This is a genomic window from Pantoea sp. UBA4549 (assembly GCF_002387285.1).
Taxonomy (GTDB): Bacteria; Pseudomonadota; Gammaproteobacteria; order Enterobacterales; family Enterobacteriaceae; genus Pantoea; species Pantoea borealis.
In genome coordinates this window covers 400848-415539 of sequence record NZ_DGLH01000005.1, presented here as the reverse complement: position 1 = coordinate 415539, position 14692 = coordinate 400848, and the positions used below count along the sequence as shown (strand labels likewise).

Genomic DNA, 14692 nt, shown 5'->3' with positions numbered 1-14692 from the left:
TATGGCCAGTATTGAGCTCGTCAGCGTCGCCAGACGTTACGGCAAACAAACGGTACTGCACCCGCTGAATCTGAGCATACCCGATGGCAGCTTTACCGTGCTGGTTGGCCCGTCCGGCTGCGGTAAATCCACGCTGCTGAGGCTGCTGGCCGGACTGGATAGTTTGTCAGAGGGATCCATTCTGATGAACAACACGCCGATTGGCGATCGCGATCCGGCCGATCGCGACATGGCAATGGTGTTTCAGAGCTACGCGCTCTATCCGCACCTTACCGTGGCTGAAAACCTCGCTTTTCATATGCAGGTTAAAAAGGTGAAACGCGAGGAGCAGCAGAATAAAATTGCACGTGTTGCCGCCATTCTGGGTATCGATAAACTGCTGCAGCGTTACCCGCGAGCCCTTTCCGGCGGGCAGCGTCAGCGCGTGGCGATGGGCCGGGCAATGGTGCGAAATCCGCAGGTTTTCCTGTTTGATGAACCGCTTTCTAATCTTGATGCTCAGCTGCGCATGGAGCTGCGGGCTGAAATCAAAGCGCTGCACCAGCGATTTAAAACCACCATGATTTACGTCACACACGATCAGGTTGAGGCGATGACGCTGGCTGACCAGATTGTGGTGATGCGTGAAGGTCAGATTATCCAGCAGGGTGCCCCGCTCAGCATTTACGATCGTCCGGCGGATCTGTTTGTGGCCCGCTTTATCGGATCGCCACCGATGAATCTGTTGCCGGCACGTCTGGTGACGCGGGAGGGCGTGCCGGGCATCGAATGTGAAGATCTCTGGCAGCCGCTTCCTCCGCGCTGGCACCATGCGGCACCGGAAGGGGCAGCGCTGACGATTGGCATCCGCCCTCACGATCTGATCCCTGCAACGCAGGGCAGTCTGGCGCAGGTTGCCGTTACGGAGATCACCGGAGAATCCACGCTGCTGCATCTGACATGGCATGGACACACGCTGCACATGCAGGTATCAGGACGTCACACAGCCGGCAGCGGCGATCCGCTGACTATTGCGCTGCGCATGGAAAAAATCCATCTGTTCGATGCGCAGAGCGGCCAGCGTCTGCAGGAAGCGCCGCCCTCACCGTGAACGTTATCCCTCTGCGGGTGTTGTTGCCGCGTTGTCGTGCTGCATTAAGGCGATCGCCACCAGCAGCAGCATGGAGAGCAGCTCAGCCCCCAGCGTACCGCTGATGGCACTCAGCCAGGATCCGGCCTGGCTGAAATGGCTGAACACGCCGCCCAGCAGCATCGGTCCCAGCCCCATCGCCGACTGCTGCACGGTCGACAACATGGCGCTGCCGGCACCCGCCTGATGATGCGGAATATCGCGCATGCCAATACGGTAGAAAGTACTGACGATAAAAGACTGACCAAACCCGATGAGCGCCGTGGCAGGCGCCAGCGCAAGAATGCCCGCCTGCGGCCACCGGAGCTGCAAGGTTGCCATCAGTGCCAGCAGGCCGGTGATCTGAATGGCACAGCCAGCCAGCAGCATAGTGCGCGTGCCAAAACGCGTGACCAGTGCGGTCGAACGCATAGCACCGATAAAATAGGCTACCCCCAGCGCTATGAAAGCGTTACCGGAGTCAAAGGCGCTGAAGCCAAGCCCGGACTGCAGCGTCAGAGCCATGACAAACATAAACCCGCTCCAGCAGGAGAAAAAAATAACGGCAAGCGTAAGGCTGAAACGCACGGCGGGCAAACGCAGCAGCGACGGGGGCAACAGCGGTAAACGACCTGCCGCTTCAGCACGCAGAGAGACCCGTCGCAGCTGCAGCAAAAACAGCGGGGCCAGCAGCAGTAACATCACGCAGGGCCAGCGCCAGTTCAGCACCGGTCCCAGCGCCAGGCTCAGCATCAGCGCGCCGGTAGCCGCCCCCAGCAGCAGCGCACCGCTGATATCTACCGGTATGCGGCTGGCGTTACGGGTTTCCGGAATAAACCGGCGTGCCGCGATCAGTACGCCCAGGCAGATCGGCAGGTTGATCAGAAACACGCTGCGCCAGCCATATCCACCGGGGTCAGCTTTGATGAGAAAGCCGCCCAATACCTGACCAATCACAAACGCCAGCCCGCCCATCCCACCATAGAGACCGATTGCCCGCGCATGCTCCCTGCCCTGTAACGTGACATGCAGCGTTGCCAGGATCTGCGGAACGATAAATGCCGCGCCCACCCCCTGCAGCGCGCGGGCAAACATCAGCATCCCGGTCCCGCCCGCCATACCGCACAACAGGGAAGCGAGGCCAAAGATCCCGACGCCGCTGATAAAAACCCTGCGCCGGCCATAGTTGTCCCCGAGCCGCCCTCCCATCGCGAGACAAACGGCAAAAGCGATGCCATAGACAGCAACAATCAGCGCCAGCTCTGTTGGCGTCGCCTGCAGGCTATGCGCCATCGCATCCAGCGCGACGTTAACGATAGAAAAGTCGATCATGGGCAGTAACAGCCCGGCCAGCAGTACCATCAGCCCTGCCTGACGGAGTTGCGGAGTGTGCATCAGTTTCACCTTGTTTTCGTGTTCATTGCGGCATAGCATCTGCTGAAAAATAACCGGGTACCAGTTTTTGATTATCATGGTATTAAAACCACCCGTCTTGCCGGAGAGATCCCGCTGATGTTCATGCAACCTGCTGTAAACCTTTCTGAAAAAGATGTTCATACTAATCGCAAACTGCTGGGCGCCTTTCTGCGTTCCCGACGGGAAAACCTGGATCCTGTCAGGCTGGGGCTGCCGCGTATGCGTCAGCGGCGCACGCCCGGACTGCGCCGGGAAGAAGTCGCCCAGCTGGCTGATGTGGGTGTCACGTGGTACACCTGGCTGGAACAGGGCCGTGATATCAAAGCGTCGCTGAAAACGCTGACGGCGATTGCATCAGCACTTCAGTGCAACGACGTTGAAACGCAGCATCTTTTCTCACTTGCCGGGCATAAACTGCCTGCGCCTCAGGTTGCCGCCTGCTGCAAACTTGCTGAGCATAATCAGCAGATGCTGGATGCAATTCAGCTGCCGGCCATTATTGAGACGCCACGTTTTGACATCATTGGCTATAACGACTCATGGTGTGCGCTGATGGGCATCGATCTGGCGAACGTTGACGCTGAGGATCGCAACTGCATCTGGCTGGCGTTTAACCACCCTGGCTGGCGCGGCATGATACGCGACTGGGATGAGGTCATGCCGCAAATGGTAGCGATGTTTCGCGGTCAGATGGGAGAGCACATTGGCGATCCGCACTGGGAGAGTTTTCTTACCCGTTTGATTAACAGTTCTGATGAATTTGCACAGACCTGGCAGCGTTATGAACTGGGAAAAGTTGAGAATCGGGTCAAGCGCTTCTGGCGGGCAGAAACAGGAGAATTTACGCTGCGTCAGAATAACTGGTGGTCCGCGTCACGCAATGGCGACCGCTTGCTGGTTTACGTACCGGCCGACGAAACAAGCGCAGAAGCACTGCAAAAACTCATAGCCGGATATCCGGCGCTGCGCTCCACAAACGCGTTAATCTGACTATGCTTACTCCATGATAAATAATCAGGAGAAAGCATGAAATTTCTTTATTTCGTTGCGCTTATTGCAGCGGCGGGTTATTTGCTGGCATTTCTGCCTAAATTGCGTACCCGGCGTGAACCCGTTGCTTACTGGGGCTGCTGGGCATGGCTGGGCCTGAATGCGGTTTACTGGTCAGTCTATGCTGTACGCCACTATTTCCTGCACTGAAAATATTATTATTCAGGAGTAATTTATGTCTGAAATTGATCGCGACCAGATGCCATATCTGCTCTATTTTGCCCGCCAGCGTTTGTTACTGGAAAATATTGATGCCAAAGTGGTTGATATTGGCAGCGCAGAAATTGTAGGTAACCATTTTCGCTGGAAACTGGATGGCAAGGACGCTCAGGGTGAAACCGCAAAAGAGGTGGATGAGCTGCTGGAAGAGGTTGAACGGCACCTGAGCTTTCTGTTTGTGGATGGTCAGTTCACCAGTCTGCCAGACGTCAGTGAAGATTACGGCGACAGGCTGGATAACATGCCGTTTGTTGAAGTTTCGCTTTCTGAACTGAGCGACCGTGATGAAGGCAGCGTCCGCTGAAGTCCTGCCCTGCAGGCTGCCACGTGGCAGCCTGCGTGACATTATGCGGTGGCAGTAGTGGATTTCATTCCTGGCACCAGAATAATTTTGCGGCAATCCTCTTTGCGTTTATCAAAAATCTCATAGCCCTCGGCAGCGGCTTCCAGCGGCATATGATGCGTAACGATCTCTTCCGGCGTTAATAATCCCTGTTCAATCAGCGACAGCAGTCGTGGCAAATAAGCATGCACGTGCGTTTGGCCCATTTTGAACGTCAGTCCTTTATCAAACGCATCGCCAAACAGGAAACCATGGATAAATCCGGCATAGACGCCCGGTACGCTGACCACCCCACCACGACGCACAGCTGCGATACACTGCCGTAGCGCTTTGCCGCTGCTGCCTTCAAGCTTCAGATTACTGAGCACGGTTTCGGTCAGGCTACCTTTGGCTTCAAAACCTACCGCATCGATCACTGCATCCACGCCGCGGTTCCCTTTGGTATGGTCAATGATCCAGGCTGCGGGATCGTCAATCTCATCAAAATTTATCGGCGTGACGCCGTAGCGCTGACGGGCAAACTCCAGACGATACGCGTTGTGATCAATCATGAAAATATCTTCGGCACCCATCAGTCTCGCACAGGCGGCACTGAGCAGACCGACCGGACCGGCACCGAAAATAGCCACGCTGGAGCCTTTATCCAGTCCGGCGTTCTGCACTGCCTGCCAGGCGGTCGGAAGAATATCAGACAGGAAAAGCACTTTGTCATCCGGCAGCGCCAGCGGCACTTTAAACGGGCCGGTATTGGCTTTCGGCACGCGGACATATTCTGCCTGTCCGCCAGGTATTCCGCCGTAAAGATGACTGAACCCAAACAGGGCGGCAGGCGGCGTGATATTTTTTTTGTTGAGTATCGCACCGCGACCGGGGTTAGTGGTTTCACAGGCAGCATACTGGTGTAAATGGCAGAAGAAGCAGTCACCGCAGGCCACGACAAACGGCACGACCACACGATCGCCTACGGCCACATTGGTTACGGCGCTGCCAGCTTCCACCACTTCCCCCATAAATTCATGACCAAATATATCGCCATGTTCGGTTTTTGGGATCTTGCCGCGATAGAGATGTAAATCAGATCCGCAAATAGCCGTTGCGGTGACGCGCAGAATAATATCATCCGGCGCCTGCAATATTGGATCGGGAACCGTTTCAACGCGTACTTTATGCGGGCCATGATAGGTTAACGCTTTCATTCTTAACTCCTCAGTAATAAGCGCAGCGAGTGCCTGACATTATTTAAGGCGAATCGGTTGAGCATGGCATTGATCGCTGATTAGGCAAGCGTATCGGCACTTCTTGCCGCGCCATGCAACCGGCTTCAGCCGCGCCATGCAACCGGCTTCAGCCGCGCTGGAACGTGATACACAGTAATGGATAAATAACCCGATCGGTTAAAAAAAACACTGGATATAACCACAGTAAGTTGTATACTTATCCAGCAGTCCTGAAGACTGAATGACGTTTTAAGAGGTGATATGAATGATGATCTCAACGGAAATTCTTGCTGCTCAAACCGCGTCCCTGCTGATGAGCAGCCGTGACCTTGCCAGGCTGACTGGCATCACGCACGGCGAAGTGAAGCGCCTGATTAAAAGCCTGGAAACCGCACAGCGTCTTTCCCAGCCTGTTACGGTCGGTCTTTACGAGCATGAAGGTGAGAGCCGTCAGGAGTTTCTGCTCAATAAACGTGACTCGTTGCTCGCCGTGGCACGGCTTTCGCCCGGCTTTACCGCTGACCTGCTCGATCGCTGGCAGGAAAAGGAAAAGGTCGCTCAGCTGCCTGACTTCACGAATCCGGCTGAAGCCGCCCGAGCCTGGGCAGAGCAATTTGAACAGCGGCGGCGGGCAGAGCAGCAGCTGGCGCTCTCTGCGCCCAAAGCGGAATTTTTTGACCGGTTTACTGAAGTCGATGAGGCACTGGGCTTTCGGCAGCTCTGTAAAATGCTGAAGGTCAAAGAGACGGACTTCCGGCAGTTTCTGCTTGAACGCAATATTATGTACCGGGAGAAAAATACGCTGGCACCACAAAAACATCATGTGCAGGCGGGCTACTTTGCTTTCCGCACCGGCACCGGAGAAAACCAGCACGCTTTCTCACAAGCCCGCTTTACCGCTAAAGGCGTGAAATGGGTTGCCAGCCTCTGGGCAGGCCACCTGGCTTCTCATCCTGCGGGCGTCGCAGCCTGATACAGCAGGGCCGATAAAGAGATATCGGCTCTGCCTGCTTCTCAATGCTGATGCCGCTGGCGCTGCAGCTGATGACGAAATTGCCTGACTTCCTGCGGTGACCAGCACCGGCGGGAAAGCGGCAGCTCTTCATCGATTGCCGGGGGGAGCGGCACTTTCTCCAGCGTGCCGCGGTTACAGATTGCGCGAATCAGCACATCGGGGGGAACCTCCAGATAACGCGCCATATCCGATAAACGCATCAGTGATTTGCTCATTGCTGCCTCCGGTTATTTCCTGATTCCCTCTATCTTCCGGCAACGCTGCATTCTGAAATTTGATCAGGATCGGTAAGTTCGTTTTTTTAGTTCAAAAAATAACCACGCTCACACATCAGCACGGGCTTACGCGCTGCGGTTTCTGAAACGGCTGGCAGCAATCTGTCCCGATTCACAGAGTCTGCTGCCATACCCGCCAGCCGGAACGGTAAATTAATATAAATAATTGGTTTCTGAGACTTAACGAGTCGTCACTGCTGGCATTCTTTCCCTGCGCAGTCTACGGTTAATAAAAAAAGCGCCACGTTTATTAACCATGGATAGCCGCTATGACCGCCCATGCCGAAATTGCAGCAAATCAGGAAAACGATCTTCGCCAGCTTTGCCATGCTCTGCAGGAGAATCTTGAACTGCTGTTACCAGCGGGTCAGCCCTCCGATCGCGTGCGGGCTGCGATGCGTGCCGGTACGCTGGCCAGCGGTAAACGCATCCGCCCCTTGCTGCTGTTGCTGGCTGCGCGTGACATGGGCTATGACCTGACAAAGCGCGGTATCCTTGATCTCGCCTGTGCGGTTGAGATGGTTCATGCGGCCTCACTGATACTGGATGATATCCCCTGTATGGACGATGCGCTGATGCGGCGTGGTCGTCCAACGGTGCATCGCGAATTTGGCGAAAATGTGGCTATCCTGGCGGCAGTCGCCCTGCTTAGTCGCGCTTATGAAGTGATTGCGCTCGCGCCGGATTTGCCGGCCCAGCATAAAACAGATGCCATTGCTGAACTCTCTGCGGCCGTAGGCCTGCAGGGGCTGGTTCAGGGACAGTTTCAGGATTTGCATGATGGTGGCCAGAGCCGCAGTCCGGAAGCGATTGCCATGACCAACGAGCTTAAAACCAGCGTGCTGTTTCGCGCCGCGCTGCAGATGGCAGCTATTGTGACCGATGCTGCACCCGTCATGCGTCAGAAACTCGGCGACTTTGCACAGGATCTGGGTCAGGCTTTTCAGCTGCTGGATGACCTTGCCGATGGCTGTAAACATACCGGAAAGGATATTCATAAAGATCAGGGTAAATCGACGCTGGTCCAGATGCTGGGTGCTGACAGCGCAGAGCGCCGTTTGCGTGAGCATCTGCGCAGCGCTGATGAACACCTTGCCTGCGCCTGCCATCGTGGCGTTGCAACCCGTCAATATATGCATGCCCTGTTTAACCAGCAGCTGGCAATGTTCAACTAACGCGGATCATCTATGGGGCATTTTGCCGTTATTGCGCCGCCACTCTATAGCCATTTCCACGCGCTGCAGTCACTGGCACAGACCCTTATCAGCCGCGGGCATCGCATTACCTTTATACAGCAGGCCGACGCACGTACGTTGCTGACGGATGAGCGCATCGCCTTCTATCCGGTGGGTGAGCAAACCCATCCGGCCGGATCTCTGGCTTCGGCTCTGCAGCGGCTGGCTGCACCGGGCGGTTTTTCTCTGTTCCGCGTAATCAATGATATGGCCGGCACCACCGATATGCTGTGTCGCGAATTACCGGCTATTTTGAGAAAGCTGCAGGTGGATGGTGTCATTGCCGATCAAATGGAGGCGGCCGGCGGGCTGGTGGCTGAGGCGTCAGGCCTGCCGTTTATTTCCGTTGCCTGCGCGCTGCCGGTGAACCGCGAAGCGGGTATCCCGCTGGCAGTGATGTCATTTCGCTATGGTCAGGATGAGAAAGCACTAAAGCGTTTTGCTGCCAGCAGCCGCATGTATGACCGGATCATGCGCCGTCATCGCCAGGTTATCGCCTACCATGCGCGCGCGTTCGGTTTGTCACCGCGTTCAGGCCTGCAGGATTGTCTCTCATCGCTGGCGCAGATCAGCCAGCTGGTACCCGCCTTTGATTTTCCGCGCCAGCAGCTGCCCGCCTGCTATCACGCCGTTGGACCGCTGCGTCAGCAGAGTATCACTACTCATCTGCCGCCACCGTGGCCGGCGCTGCGCCAGCCGGTGGTCTACGCATCGCTGGGAACGCTTCAGGGACGCCGCTTCCGGCTGTTTCTGCGGCTGGCGCGCGCCTGCTGTAATCTCGGGTTATCGCTGGTCGTTGCTCATTGTGGCGGGCTGACAGCGCCTCAGGTACGTAAGCTGGAGCTGGCCGGCGCCGCATGGGTAACGGATTTTCTCGATCAGCACGCTGCGCTGCAGCATGCCCAGGTTTTTGTTACCCACGCCGGGTTGAATAGCGCGCTGGAAGCGCTGGCTCAGGGCATTCCGATGCTGGCGCTGCCCATTGCGTTTGACCAGCCCGGAGTAGCATCGCGCATCGAATGGCATGGCGTAGGGCGTCGCGCCTCACGGTTCAGCCGCACTCATCAGCTGGAGACCCATTTGCAACTGCTGTTGTCCGATTCTCATTACCGCCTGCGCATGTCAGCGATACAGGCGCAGATGCAGCGTGCCGGCGGTTGTCAGCGCGCGGCCGATATCGCTGAACAGGCGCTGTGCCAGCAACAAATTGTGCTGGCGGAGGCGACCTGATGTCAGAGAAGTGTGCAGACCTTATTCTGGTAGGGGCCGGGCTGGCAAACGGGTTGATCGCCCTGCGGCTGATGCAGCTGCAGCCGGCGCCTGACATTCTGCTACTGGAGAGCGCCACTCAGCCGGCGGGCAATCACACCTGGTCGTTTCACCGTGACGATGTCAGCGACGCGCAGTTTGCCTGGCTTGCGCCGCTGCTGTCCGCACGCTGGCCTGGTTATCAGGTCCGCTTTCCGGCGCTGCGGCGTAATCTGCACGGAGAGTATTGCTCCATCGCTTCACAGGATTTTGCCCGCCATCTGCGCGATACGCTGGGAGATCGGTTGCGTACCGCCTCGCCCGTGCGCGACGTTGCGCCACAGCGCGTAACGCTGGAAAACGGCGACGTACTGCATGCCCGCGCCGTGATTGACGGACGCGGCCTGCAGCCTACGCCGCATCTGCGTCTTGGTTATCAGTCATTTGTTGGTCAGGAGTGGCATCTGGCACGTCCGCACGGTCTGCAACAGCCGGTTCTGATGGATGCCACGGTGGATCAGCACAGCGGCTATCGCTTTGTCTATACGCTGCCGCTCAGCGCTGAACGTCTGCTGATTGAAGATACCCACTATATCAATCACGCCACGCTTGATAGCGTACAGGCGCGACAAAACATCCTGCACTACGCAGAGCAGCATGGCTGGCAGCTGAGTCGTTTATTGCGTGAAGAACAGGGTTCCCTGCCCATTACGCTTGATGGCGATATCGGACGTTTCTGGCAGCAGCAGCAGGGTCAGCCCTGCAGCGGGCTGCGCGCCGGATTGTTCCATGCGACCACGGGTTATTCACTGCCCTCTGCCGTTGCGCTGGCGGATGAGATTGCTGCTGCCCTGCCCTGTGAGGCAGAACAGCTCAGCCAGCGTATTGAACAGTTTGCCCGGCGTCAGTGGCGCGAGCAGCATTTTTTTCGCCTGCTTAATCGTATGCTGTTTCTGGCCGGACGACCGGAAAAACGCTGGCAGGTTATGCAACGTTTTTACCGGCTTGATGCCGGTCTTATCAGCCGTTTTTACGCCGGAGAACTCTTTCTCAGGGATAAAGCACGTATTTTATGCGGCAAACCACCGGTGCCGGTGGGAGAAGCGCTGCGTGCACTGTTGATGACTCCTTCGCTAACAGGGAAGAAAGAATGAAACGTACTTATGTGATTGGCGCAGGCTTTGGCGGCCTGGCTCTGGCTATTCGTCTGCAGGCGGCCGGTATTCCGACTACGCTGCTGGAGCAGCGCGATAAACCCGGCGGGCGTGCTTACGTCTGGCAGGATGAGGGCTTTACCTTTGATGCCGGTCCGACAGTCATCACCGATCCCAGCGCGATTGAAGCGCTTTTTACGCTGGCCGGAAAAAAACTCAGCGACTACGTTGAGCTGATGCCGGTGACGCCTTTTTATCGTCTCTGCTGGGAAGATGGCAAGGTGCTTGATTATGACAATAATCAGACTCTGCTCGAACAGCAGATTGCCGCGTTTAATCCGCAGGATGTCGAAGGCTATCGCCGGTTTCTTGCCTATTCACAGGCGGTGTTTAAAGAGGGTTATCTCAAGCTGGGTACGGTGCCGTTCCTGAATTTCCGCGATATGCTGCGCGCCGGCCCTCAGCTGGGTCGTCTGCAGGCGTGGCGCAGCGTGTACGATATGGTAGCGAAATTTATTCAGGACGATCATCTGCGTCAGGCGTTTTCGTTCCATTCTTTACTGGTGGGCGGTAATCCGTTTGCAACATCCTCTATCTACACTCTGATTCATGCGCTGGAACGTGAATGGGGCGTCTGGTTTCCGCGTGGCGGGACCGGCGCGCTGGTCGACGGTATGGCGCGGCTGTTTCGCGACCTCGGGGGTGAACTGCTGCTCAACGCTGAAGTCAGCCAGCTGGAAACGCAGGGTAACCGTATCAGCGGCGTGCAGTTAAAGGATGGCCGTCGCTTTGACGCCACCGCAGTGGCCTCCAATGCTGACGTTGTGCATACCTATGACCGGCTGCTGCAGCACCATGCAACTGCCCGTAAGCGCGCCGCCACGCTGAAACGCAAGCGCATGAGTAACTCGCTGTTTGTGCTCTATTTTGGTCTCAATCAGCCGCACGCTCAGCTGGCGCACCACACGGTCTGCTTCGGCCCGCGTTATCGCGAACTGATTAATGAGATATTTAACAGCAATCAGCTGGCGGACGATTTTTCGCTCTACCTGCATGCACCCTGCACCACCGATCCGTCGCTGGCACCGGCAGGCTGCGGCAGCTTTTATGTGCTGGCGCCGGTTCCGCACCTCGGCACTGCCGCAATTGACTGGCAGCAGGAAGGGCCGCGCTTCCGCGACCGTATTTTTGCTTATCTTGAGGAGCACTACATGCCAGGCCTGCGCGATCAGATAGTGACACAGCGTATGTTCACGCCGGAAGATTTCCGCGACACGCTGCATGCACACCAGGGTTCAGCGTTTTCGCTGGAGCCGATCCTTACCCAGAGCGCCTGGTTCCGGCCGCATAACCGCGATGCCGACATCAGTAACCTATATCTGGTCGGTGCGGGTACGCATCCCGGCGCTGGCGTGCCCGGTGTAATCGGTTCAGCAAAAGCCACCGCGCAGCTGATGGTGGAGGATCTTGCCGGATGAATCAGCCTCCCCTGATTGAGCAGGTCACGCAGACAATGGCCGCAGGCTCGAAAAGTTTTGCCACGGCAGCAAAGCTTTTCGATCCGGCTACGCGACGCAGCACGCTGATGCTCTACGCCTGGTGCCGTCACTGTGATGACGTGATTGACGGACAAACATTGGGCGAAGGTGGCACGCAACATCAGGTGGCAGATGCACAACTGCGCATGCAGCATCTGCAGATTGAAACCCGCCGCGCATACAGCGGTGCGCATATGGATGAACTCGCTTTTCGTGCGTTTCAGGAAGTGGCGCTGACGCATGAGCTTCCGCCCCAGCTGGCATTTGATCATCTGGAAGGGTTCGCGATGGACGCGCGCGAAGAGCACTACATCACGTTTGAAGACACGCTGCGTTACTGCTATCACGTGGCGGGCGTCGTGGGTCTGATGATGGCGCGCGTGATGGGCGTACGCGATGAAAACGTACTCGATCACGCCTGCGATCTCGGGCTGGCGTTTCAGCTGACCAATATTGCTCGTGATATTGTTGAAGATGCCCAAAACGGGCGCTGTTATCTGCCGGAAAGCTGGCTTACGGAAGCCGGGTTACGTGCCGATCAGCTGGCCGACCCACACTATCGTGCGGCGATAGCGCCGCTGGCTGCACGCCTGGTAGCAGCAGCGGAGCCTTACTACCATTCAGCCCGCAGCGGGCTGCCCGATCTGCCGCTGCGCTCGGCATGGGCTATCGCTACGGCTCACGGGGTGTATCGCGAAATCGGGGTAAAAGTGCAGGATGCAGGTATGCGCGCCTGGGATGCCCGGCAGCGCACCAGCAAAGGAGAAAAGCTGGCGCTGCTGCTTAAAGGCGCGGGGATTGCGCTTACTTCTCGCGTGGCGCGTCCGCAGCCGCGTCCTGCTGGTCTGTGGCAGCGGCCGCGTTAGGTTTGCGGCCGTGACGTTCGCGCAGCGTGGCCTGCAGCTTATGCAGCGGCGGCGCATAGAGAAAGCCAAATGAGACACATCCCTCACGCCCGCGCACCGCATGGTGCATCCGGTGCGCCATATACAAACGCTTCAGATAACCTTTACGCGGAATATAGCGAAACGGCCAGCGCTGATGCACCAGCCCGTCATGCACCATAAAATAGAGCGCGCCGTAGGTGGTCATACCGGCGCCGATCCACTGCAGGGGCCACATGCCCTGCACGCCATAGTAGATTAGCCCGACCGAGAGCACGGCAAACACGACGGCGTAAAGGTCATTGAGTTCAAACCGGCTGGTATGCGGTTCATGATGAGAGAGATGCCAGCCCCATCCCCAGCCGTGCATAATATATTTGTGCGAGAGCGCCGCCACTGCTTCCATCAGTGCAACGGTTGCCAGCAGAATAAGCGTGTTCCATAACCAGAGCATGGTGCGTCCATTTTAAAAGGTCAAAGAGTAAAGGTGGACTGCGATACAGGATGCCGCAAGTCAGCATAGGTGAAATAAGCGCGGGGGTCACGCTTATCCCGGCCACAGACGACTCAGTTAGCATGGCGGGACTGCGGTTCACTCAGCGGGGTCTTCGCCAGCGTACGCGCCAGCAGTGATGAATAAAGCGGCTTGCCGCCAAAAAACTGTGCTGCCAGCGTGGCACCCAGACAGGTGATGATCATCGGCAGGATGAGCTGATAGTTATTTGTCATCTCCAGCACCAGCACAATCCCTGTCAGGGGCGCGCGTACCGATGCGGCAAACAGCGCGCCCATACCTGCCACTGCAAAAGTTGCCGCTTCCAGATGCCACGCCGGAAACCAGGCTATACAGATCTGGCCGAAACAGGTGCCCAGCAGCGTCCCCAGCGTCAGCATGGGCGCGAAAATTCCGCCCGGTGCCCCGGAGGCAAAACAGCAAAGGGTCACCAGCGTGCGCAGAATAAAAAGTCCGAACAGCATAAGCGCGCTATATTCGCCGCCAGAGAACGCCGGGATCAGTGTTATTCCTCCACCCGCCGCCTGCGGCAGCACCATACTCAGTACACCGCAAAGTCCGGCCAGCACGCTGCCCCATGCTACCCATACCATTGTGCGCCCCCGATGCAGACGCTGAAATCGATCCTGCGCTGCGAAGATCAGGCGGTTAAACGCGACGCCGACAGCGCCAAACAGAACCCCCAGCAGCAGATAGAGCCACAGCGTGTCAGTGGGCGCATCTCTGAGCTGGCCGATATCAATAATCGCGCCATTGTCCTCGCAGAGCCGGTAGACAATGCTCGCCATAATGACGCCAACAAATACCGCTTTGATTGAAACCAGACTGTAGCGAAACTGCGGACGCATCTCTTCAATAATAAACAGAATTCCCGCCAGCGGTGCGTTGAAGGCCGCTGAAAGACCGGCTGCTGCGCCGGTTGCCAGCAGCGTATGCCGCGATTCAGCACTGCGCAGGCGAAAAAGATCGCTGCACATACCGCCAATATTTCCGCCCAGCTGCACCGTGGGCCCTTCACGGCCCAGCACCATTCCTGAACCCAGCGCACCCATGCCGCCAAAAAATTTTACCGGCAGTACCCGCCACCAGCGCACCGGGCGCAGCTCTTCCAGCGCCCCTTCAATTTCCGGAATGCCCGATCCGCCCGCCTCAGGCGCAAAGCGGCGTACCAGAAAATAGCCCACGCCACCCATAATAGCGGAGGCGGCAAAAGCATAGATCAGCCCGGTCAGTAAACCGGTATGCTGCGCAGAGAGCGTGCTGATACGCAGCTGCAGCATCAGATTGACCGCCCGGTTAAATGCCACCCCTGCGAATCCGGTCAGCGTGCCAACCAGAGCCGCCAGCAGCAGCAGTCTCACCGGCGTGGTGTCCCGGCGCAGCAGCGCTTGCAGTCGCATAAACCGGCCAGGACGACGCGTATTCTCTTCAGCGTCAGAAGGTGTAACAGACATCAGTTTCCCCTTGTCAGAAATC

15 protein-coding genes are annotated in these 14692 nt (G+C 57.2%); 10 read left to right on the top strand and 5 right to left on the bottom strand.

Annotated features, from left to right (window positions below; translation table 11 throughout):
- Position 1 precedes the first annotated feature (1 nt).
- Positions 2-1090 carry an ABC transporter ATP-binding protein gene (locus B3041_RS03205; protein ID WP_292969191.1) on the top strand — a complete coding sequence of 363 codons (1089 nt, stop codon included), beginning with the start codon at positions 2-4 and terminating at the stop codon, positions 1088-1090.
- Between the two features lie 3 nt (positions 1091-1093).
- Here B3041_RS03205 and B3041_RS03200 read toward each other — a convergent pair whose 3' ends face one another.
- Positions 1094-2503: an MFS transporter gene (locus B3041_RS03200; RefSeq protein ID WP_292969188.1), complete on the bottom strand. Its 1410-nt coding sequence runs from the start codon at positions 2501-2503 to the stop codon at positions 1094-1096.
- 117 nt (positions 2504-2620) lie between these two features.
- Here B3041_RS03200 and B3041_RS03195 point away from each other — a divergent pair, with 117 nt between their 5' ends.
- Genes B3041_RS03195 through B3041_RS03185 form a run of 3 tightly spaced genes read left to right on the top strand, consistent with a single transcriptional unit; the run spans position 2621 to position 4097 of the window.
- Positions 2621-3514, top strand: a complete 894-nt coding sequence (locus B3041_RS03195) for a helix-turn-helix transcriptional regulator (RefSeq protein ID WP_412158961.1) — start codon at positions 2621-2623, stop codon at positions 3512-3514.
- Between the two features lie 36 nt (positions 3515-3550).
- Positions 3551-3724: a hypothetical protein gene (locus B3041_RS03190; RefSeq protein ID WP_167350647.1), complete on the top strand. Its 174-nt coding sequence runs from the start codon at positions 3551-3553 to the stop codon at positions 3722-3724.
- Between the two features lie 25 nt (positions 3725-3749).
- Positions 3750-4097: a hypothetical protein gene (locus tag B3041_RS03185; RefSeq protein ID WP_065647485.1), complete on the top strand. Its 348-nt coding sequence runs from the start codon at positions 3750-3752 to the stop codon at positions 4095-4097.
- A 41-nt stretch (positions 4098-4138) separates the two neighbouring features.
- On the opposite strand, the gene B3041_RS03180 is transcribed toward B3041_RS03185, so the two are convergent.
- Positions 4139-5332, bottom strand: coding sequence for a zinc-dependent alcohol dehydrogenase (locus tag B3041_RS03180; protein WP_065647486.1), 1194 nt, complete (start codon positions 5330-5332; stop codon positions 4139-4141).
- A gap of 286 nt (positions 5333-5618) precedes the next feature.
- On the opposite strand from B3041_RS03180, the gene B3041_RS03175 reads away from it, so the two are divergent.
- The gene (locus B3041_RS03175; RefSeq protein WP_065647487.1) at positions 5619-6326 is read left to right on the top strand and encodes a phage antirepressor KilAC domain-containing protein; all 708 of its coding nucleotides are present in this window, start codon (positions 5619-5621) and stop codon (positions 6324-6326) included.
- A gap of 41 nt (positions 6327-6367) precedes the next feature.
- On the opposite strand, the gene B3041_RS03170 is transcribed toward B3041_RS03175, so the two are convergent.
- The gene (locus B3041_RS03170; RefSeq protein ID WP_065647488.1) at positions 6368-6583 is read right to left on the bottom strand and encodes a hypothetical protein; all 216 of its coding nucleotides are present in this window, start codon (positions 6581-6583) and stop codon (positions 6368-6370) included.
- A gap of 329 nt (positions 6584-6912) precedes the next feature.
- Between B3041_RS03170 and B3041_RS03165 the strand changes: the two genes are divergently transcribed.
- Genes B3041_RS03165 through crtB form a run of 5 tightly spaced genes read left to right on the top strand, consistent with a single transcriptional unit; the run spans position 6913 to position 12684 of the window.
- Positions 6913-7818: a polyprenyl synthetase family protein gene (locus tag B3041_RS03165; RefSeq protein ID WP_065647489.1), complete on the top strand. Its 906-nt coding sequence runs from the start codon at positions 6913-6915 to the stop codon at positions 7816-7818.
- Between the two features lie 12 nt (positions 7819-7830).
- A complete protein-coding gene (locus B3041_RS03160) occupies positions 7831-9108 on the top strand; it encodes a glycosyltransferase (protein ID WP_292969179.1) in 1278 nt (425 codons plus the stop codon).
- Positions 9108-10280 (top strand): lycopene beta-cyclase CrtY, encoded by a 1173-nt coding sequence (crtY, locus tag B3041_RS03155; protein ID WP_292969176.1) that lies wholly within the window; start codon positions 9108-9110, stop codon positions 10278-10280. Before B3041_RS03160 ends, crtY begins: the two co-directional genes overlap by 1 nt.
- On the top strand, positions 10277-11758 hold the full coding sequence (locus B3041_RS03150; RefSeq protein ID WP_292969173.1) for a phytoene desaturase: 1482 nt from the start codon (positions 10277-10279) through the stop codon (positions 11756-11758). The genes crtY and B3041_RS03150 overlap by 4 nt, the downstream gene beginning before the upstream one ends.
- A complete protein-coding gene (gene crtB, locus B3041_RS03145) occupies positions 11755-12684 on the top strand; it encodes a 15-cis-phytoene synthase CrtB (protein WP_065647493.1) in 930 nt (309 codons plus the stop codon). Before B3041_RS03150 ends, crtB begins: the two co-directional genes overlap by 4 nt.
- On the opposite strand, the gene B3041_RS03140 is transcribed toward crtB, so the two are convergent.
- Both B3041_RS03140 and clcA read right to left on the bottom strand, forming a co-directional pair.
- Positions 12623-13156 carry a sterol desaturase family protein gene (locus B3041_RS03140; protein ID WP_065647494.1) on the bottom strand — a complete coding sequence of 178 codons (534 nt, stop codon included), beginning with the start codon at positions 13154-13156 and terminating at the stop codon, positions 12623-12625. The two genes, crtB and B3041_RS03140, sit on opposite strands and share 62 nt — an antisense overlap.
- A 113-nt stretch (positions 13157-13269) precedes the next feature.
- A complete protein-coding gene (gene clcA / locus B3041_RS03135; RefSeq protein WP_065647495.1) occupies positions 13270-14670 on the bottom strand; it encodes a H(+)/Cl(-) exchange transporter ClcA in 1401 nt (466 codons plus the stop codon).
- Between the last annotated feature and the right edge of the window lie 22 nt (positions 14671-14692).

Bases quoted from the DNA above. Each gene is read 5' to 3' on its own strand.
- B3041_RS03205 (WP_292969191.1), top strand. From the start codon at position 2: ATGGCCAGTATTGAGCTCGTCAGCGTCGCCAGACGTTACGGCAAACAA.
- B3041_RS03200 (WP_292969188.1), bottom strand. From the start codon at position 2,503: ATGCACACTCCGCAACTCCGTCAGGCAGGGCTGATGGTACTGCTGGCC.
- B3041_RS03195 (WP_412158961.1), top strand. From the start codon at position 2,621: ATGTTCATGCAACCTGCTGTAAACCTTTCTGAAAAAGATGTTCATACT.
- B3041_RS03190 (WP_167350647.1), top strand. From the start codon at position 3,551: ATGAAATTTCTTTATTTCGTTGCGCTTATTGCAGCGGCGGGTTATTTG.
- B3041_RS03185 (WP_065647485.1), top strand. From the start codon at position 3,750: ATGTCTGAAATTGATCGCGACCAGATGCCATATCTGCTCTATTTTGCC.
- B3041_RS03180 (WP_065647486.1), bottom strand. From the start codon at position 5,332: ATGAAAGCGTTAACCTATCATGGCCCGCATAAAGTACGCGTTGAAACG.
- B3041_RS03175 (WP_065647487.1), top strand. From the start codon at position 5,619: ATGATGATCTCAACGGAAATTCTTGCTGCTCAAACCGCGTCCCTGCTG.
- B3041_RS03170 (WP_065647488.1), bottom strand. From the start codon at position 6,583: ATGAGCAAATCACTGATGCGTTTATCGGATATGGCGCGTTATCTGGAG.
- B3041_RS03165 (WP_065647489.1), top strand. From the start codon at position 6,913: ATGACCGCCCATGCCGAAATTGCAGCAAATCAGGAAAACGATCTTCGC.
- B3041_RS03160 (WP_292969179.1), top strand. From the start codon at position 7,831: ATGGGGCATTTTGCCGTTATTGCGCCGCCACTCTATAGCCATTTCCAC.
- crtY (WP_292969176.1), top strand. From the start codon at position 9,108: ATGTCAGAGAAGTGTGCAGACCTTATTCTGGTAGGGGCCGGGCTGGCA.
- B3041_RS03150 (WP_292969173.1), top strand. From the start codon at position 10,277: ATGAAACGTACTTATGTGATTGGCGCAGGCTTTGGCGGCCTGGCTCTG.
- crtB (WP_065647493.1), top strand. From the start codon at position 11,755: ATGAATCAGCCTCCCCTGATTGAGCAGGTCACGCAGACAATGGCCGCA.
- B3041_RS03140 (WP_065647494.1), bottom strand. From the start codon at position 13,156: ATGCTCTGGTTATGGAACACGCTTATTCTGCTGGCAACCGTTGCACTG.
- clcA (WP_065647495.1), bottom strand. From the start codon at position 14,670: ATGTCTGTTACACCTTCTGACGCTGAAGAGAATACGCGTCGTCCTGGC.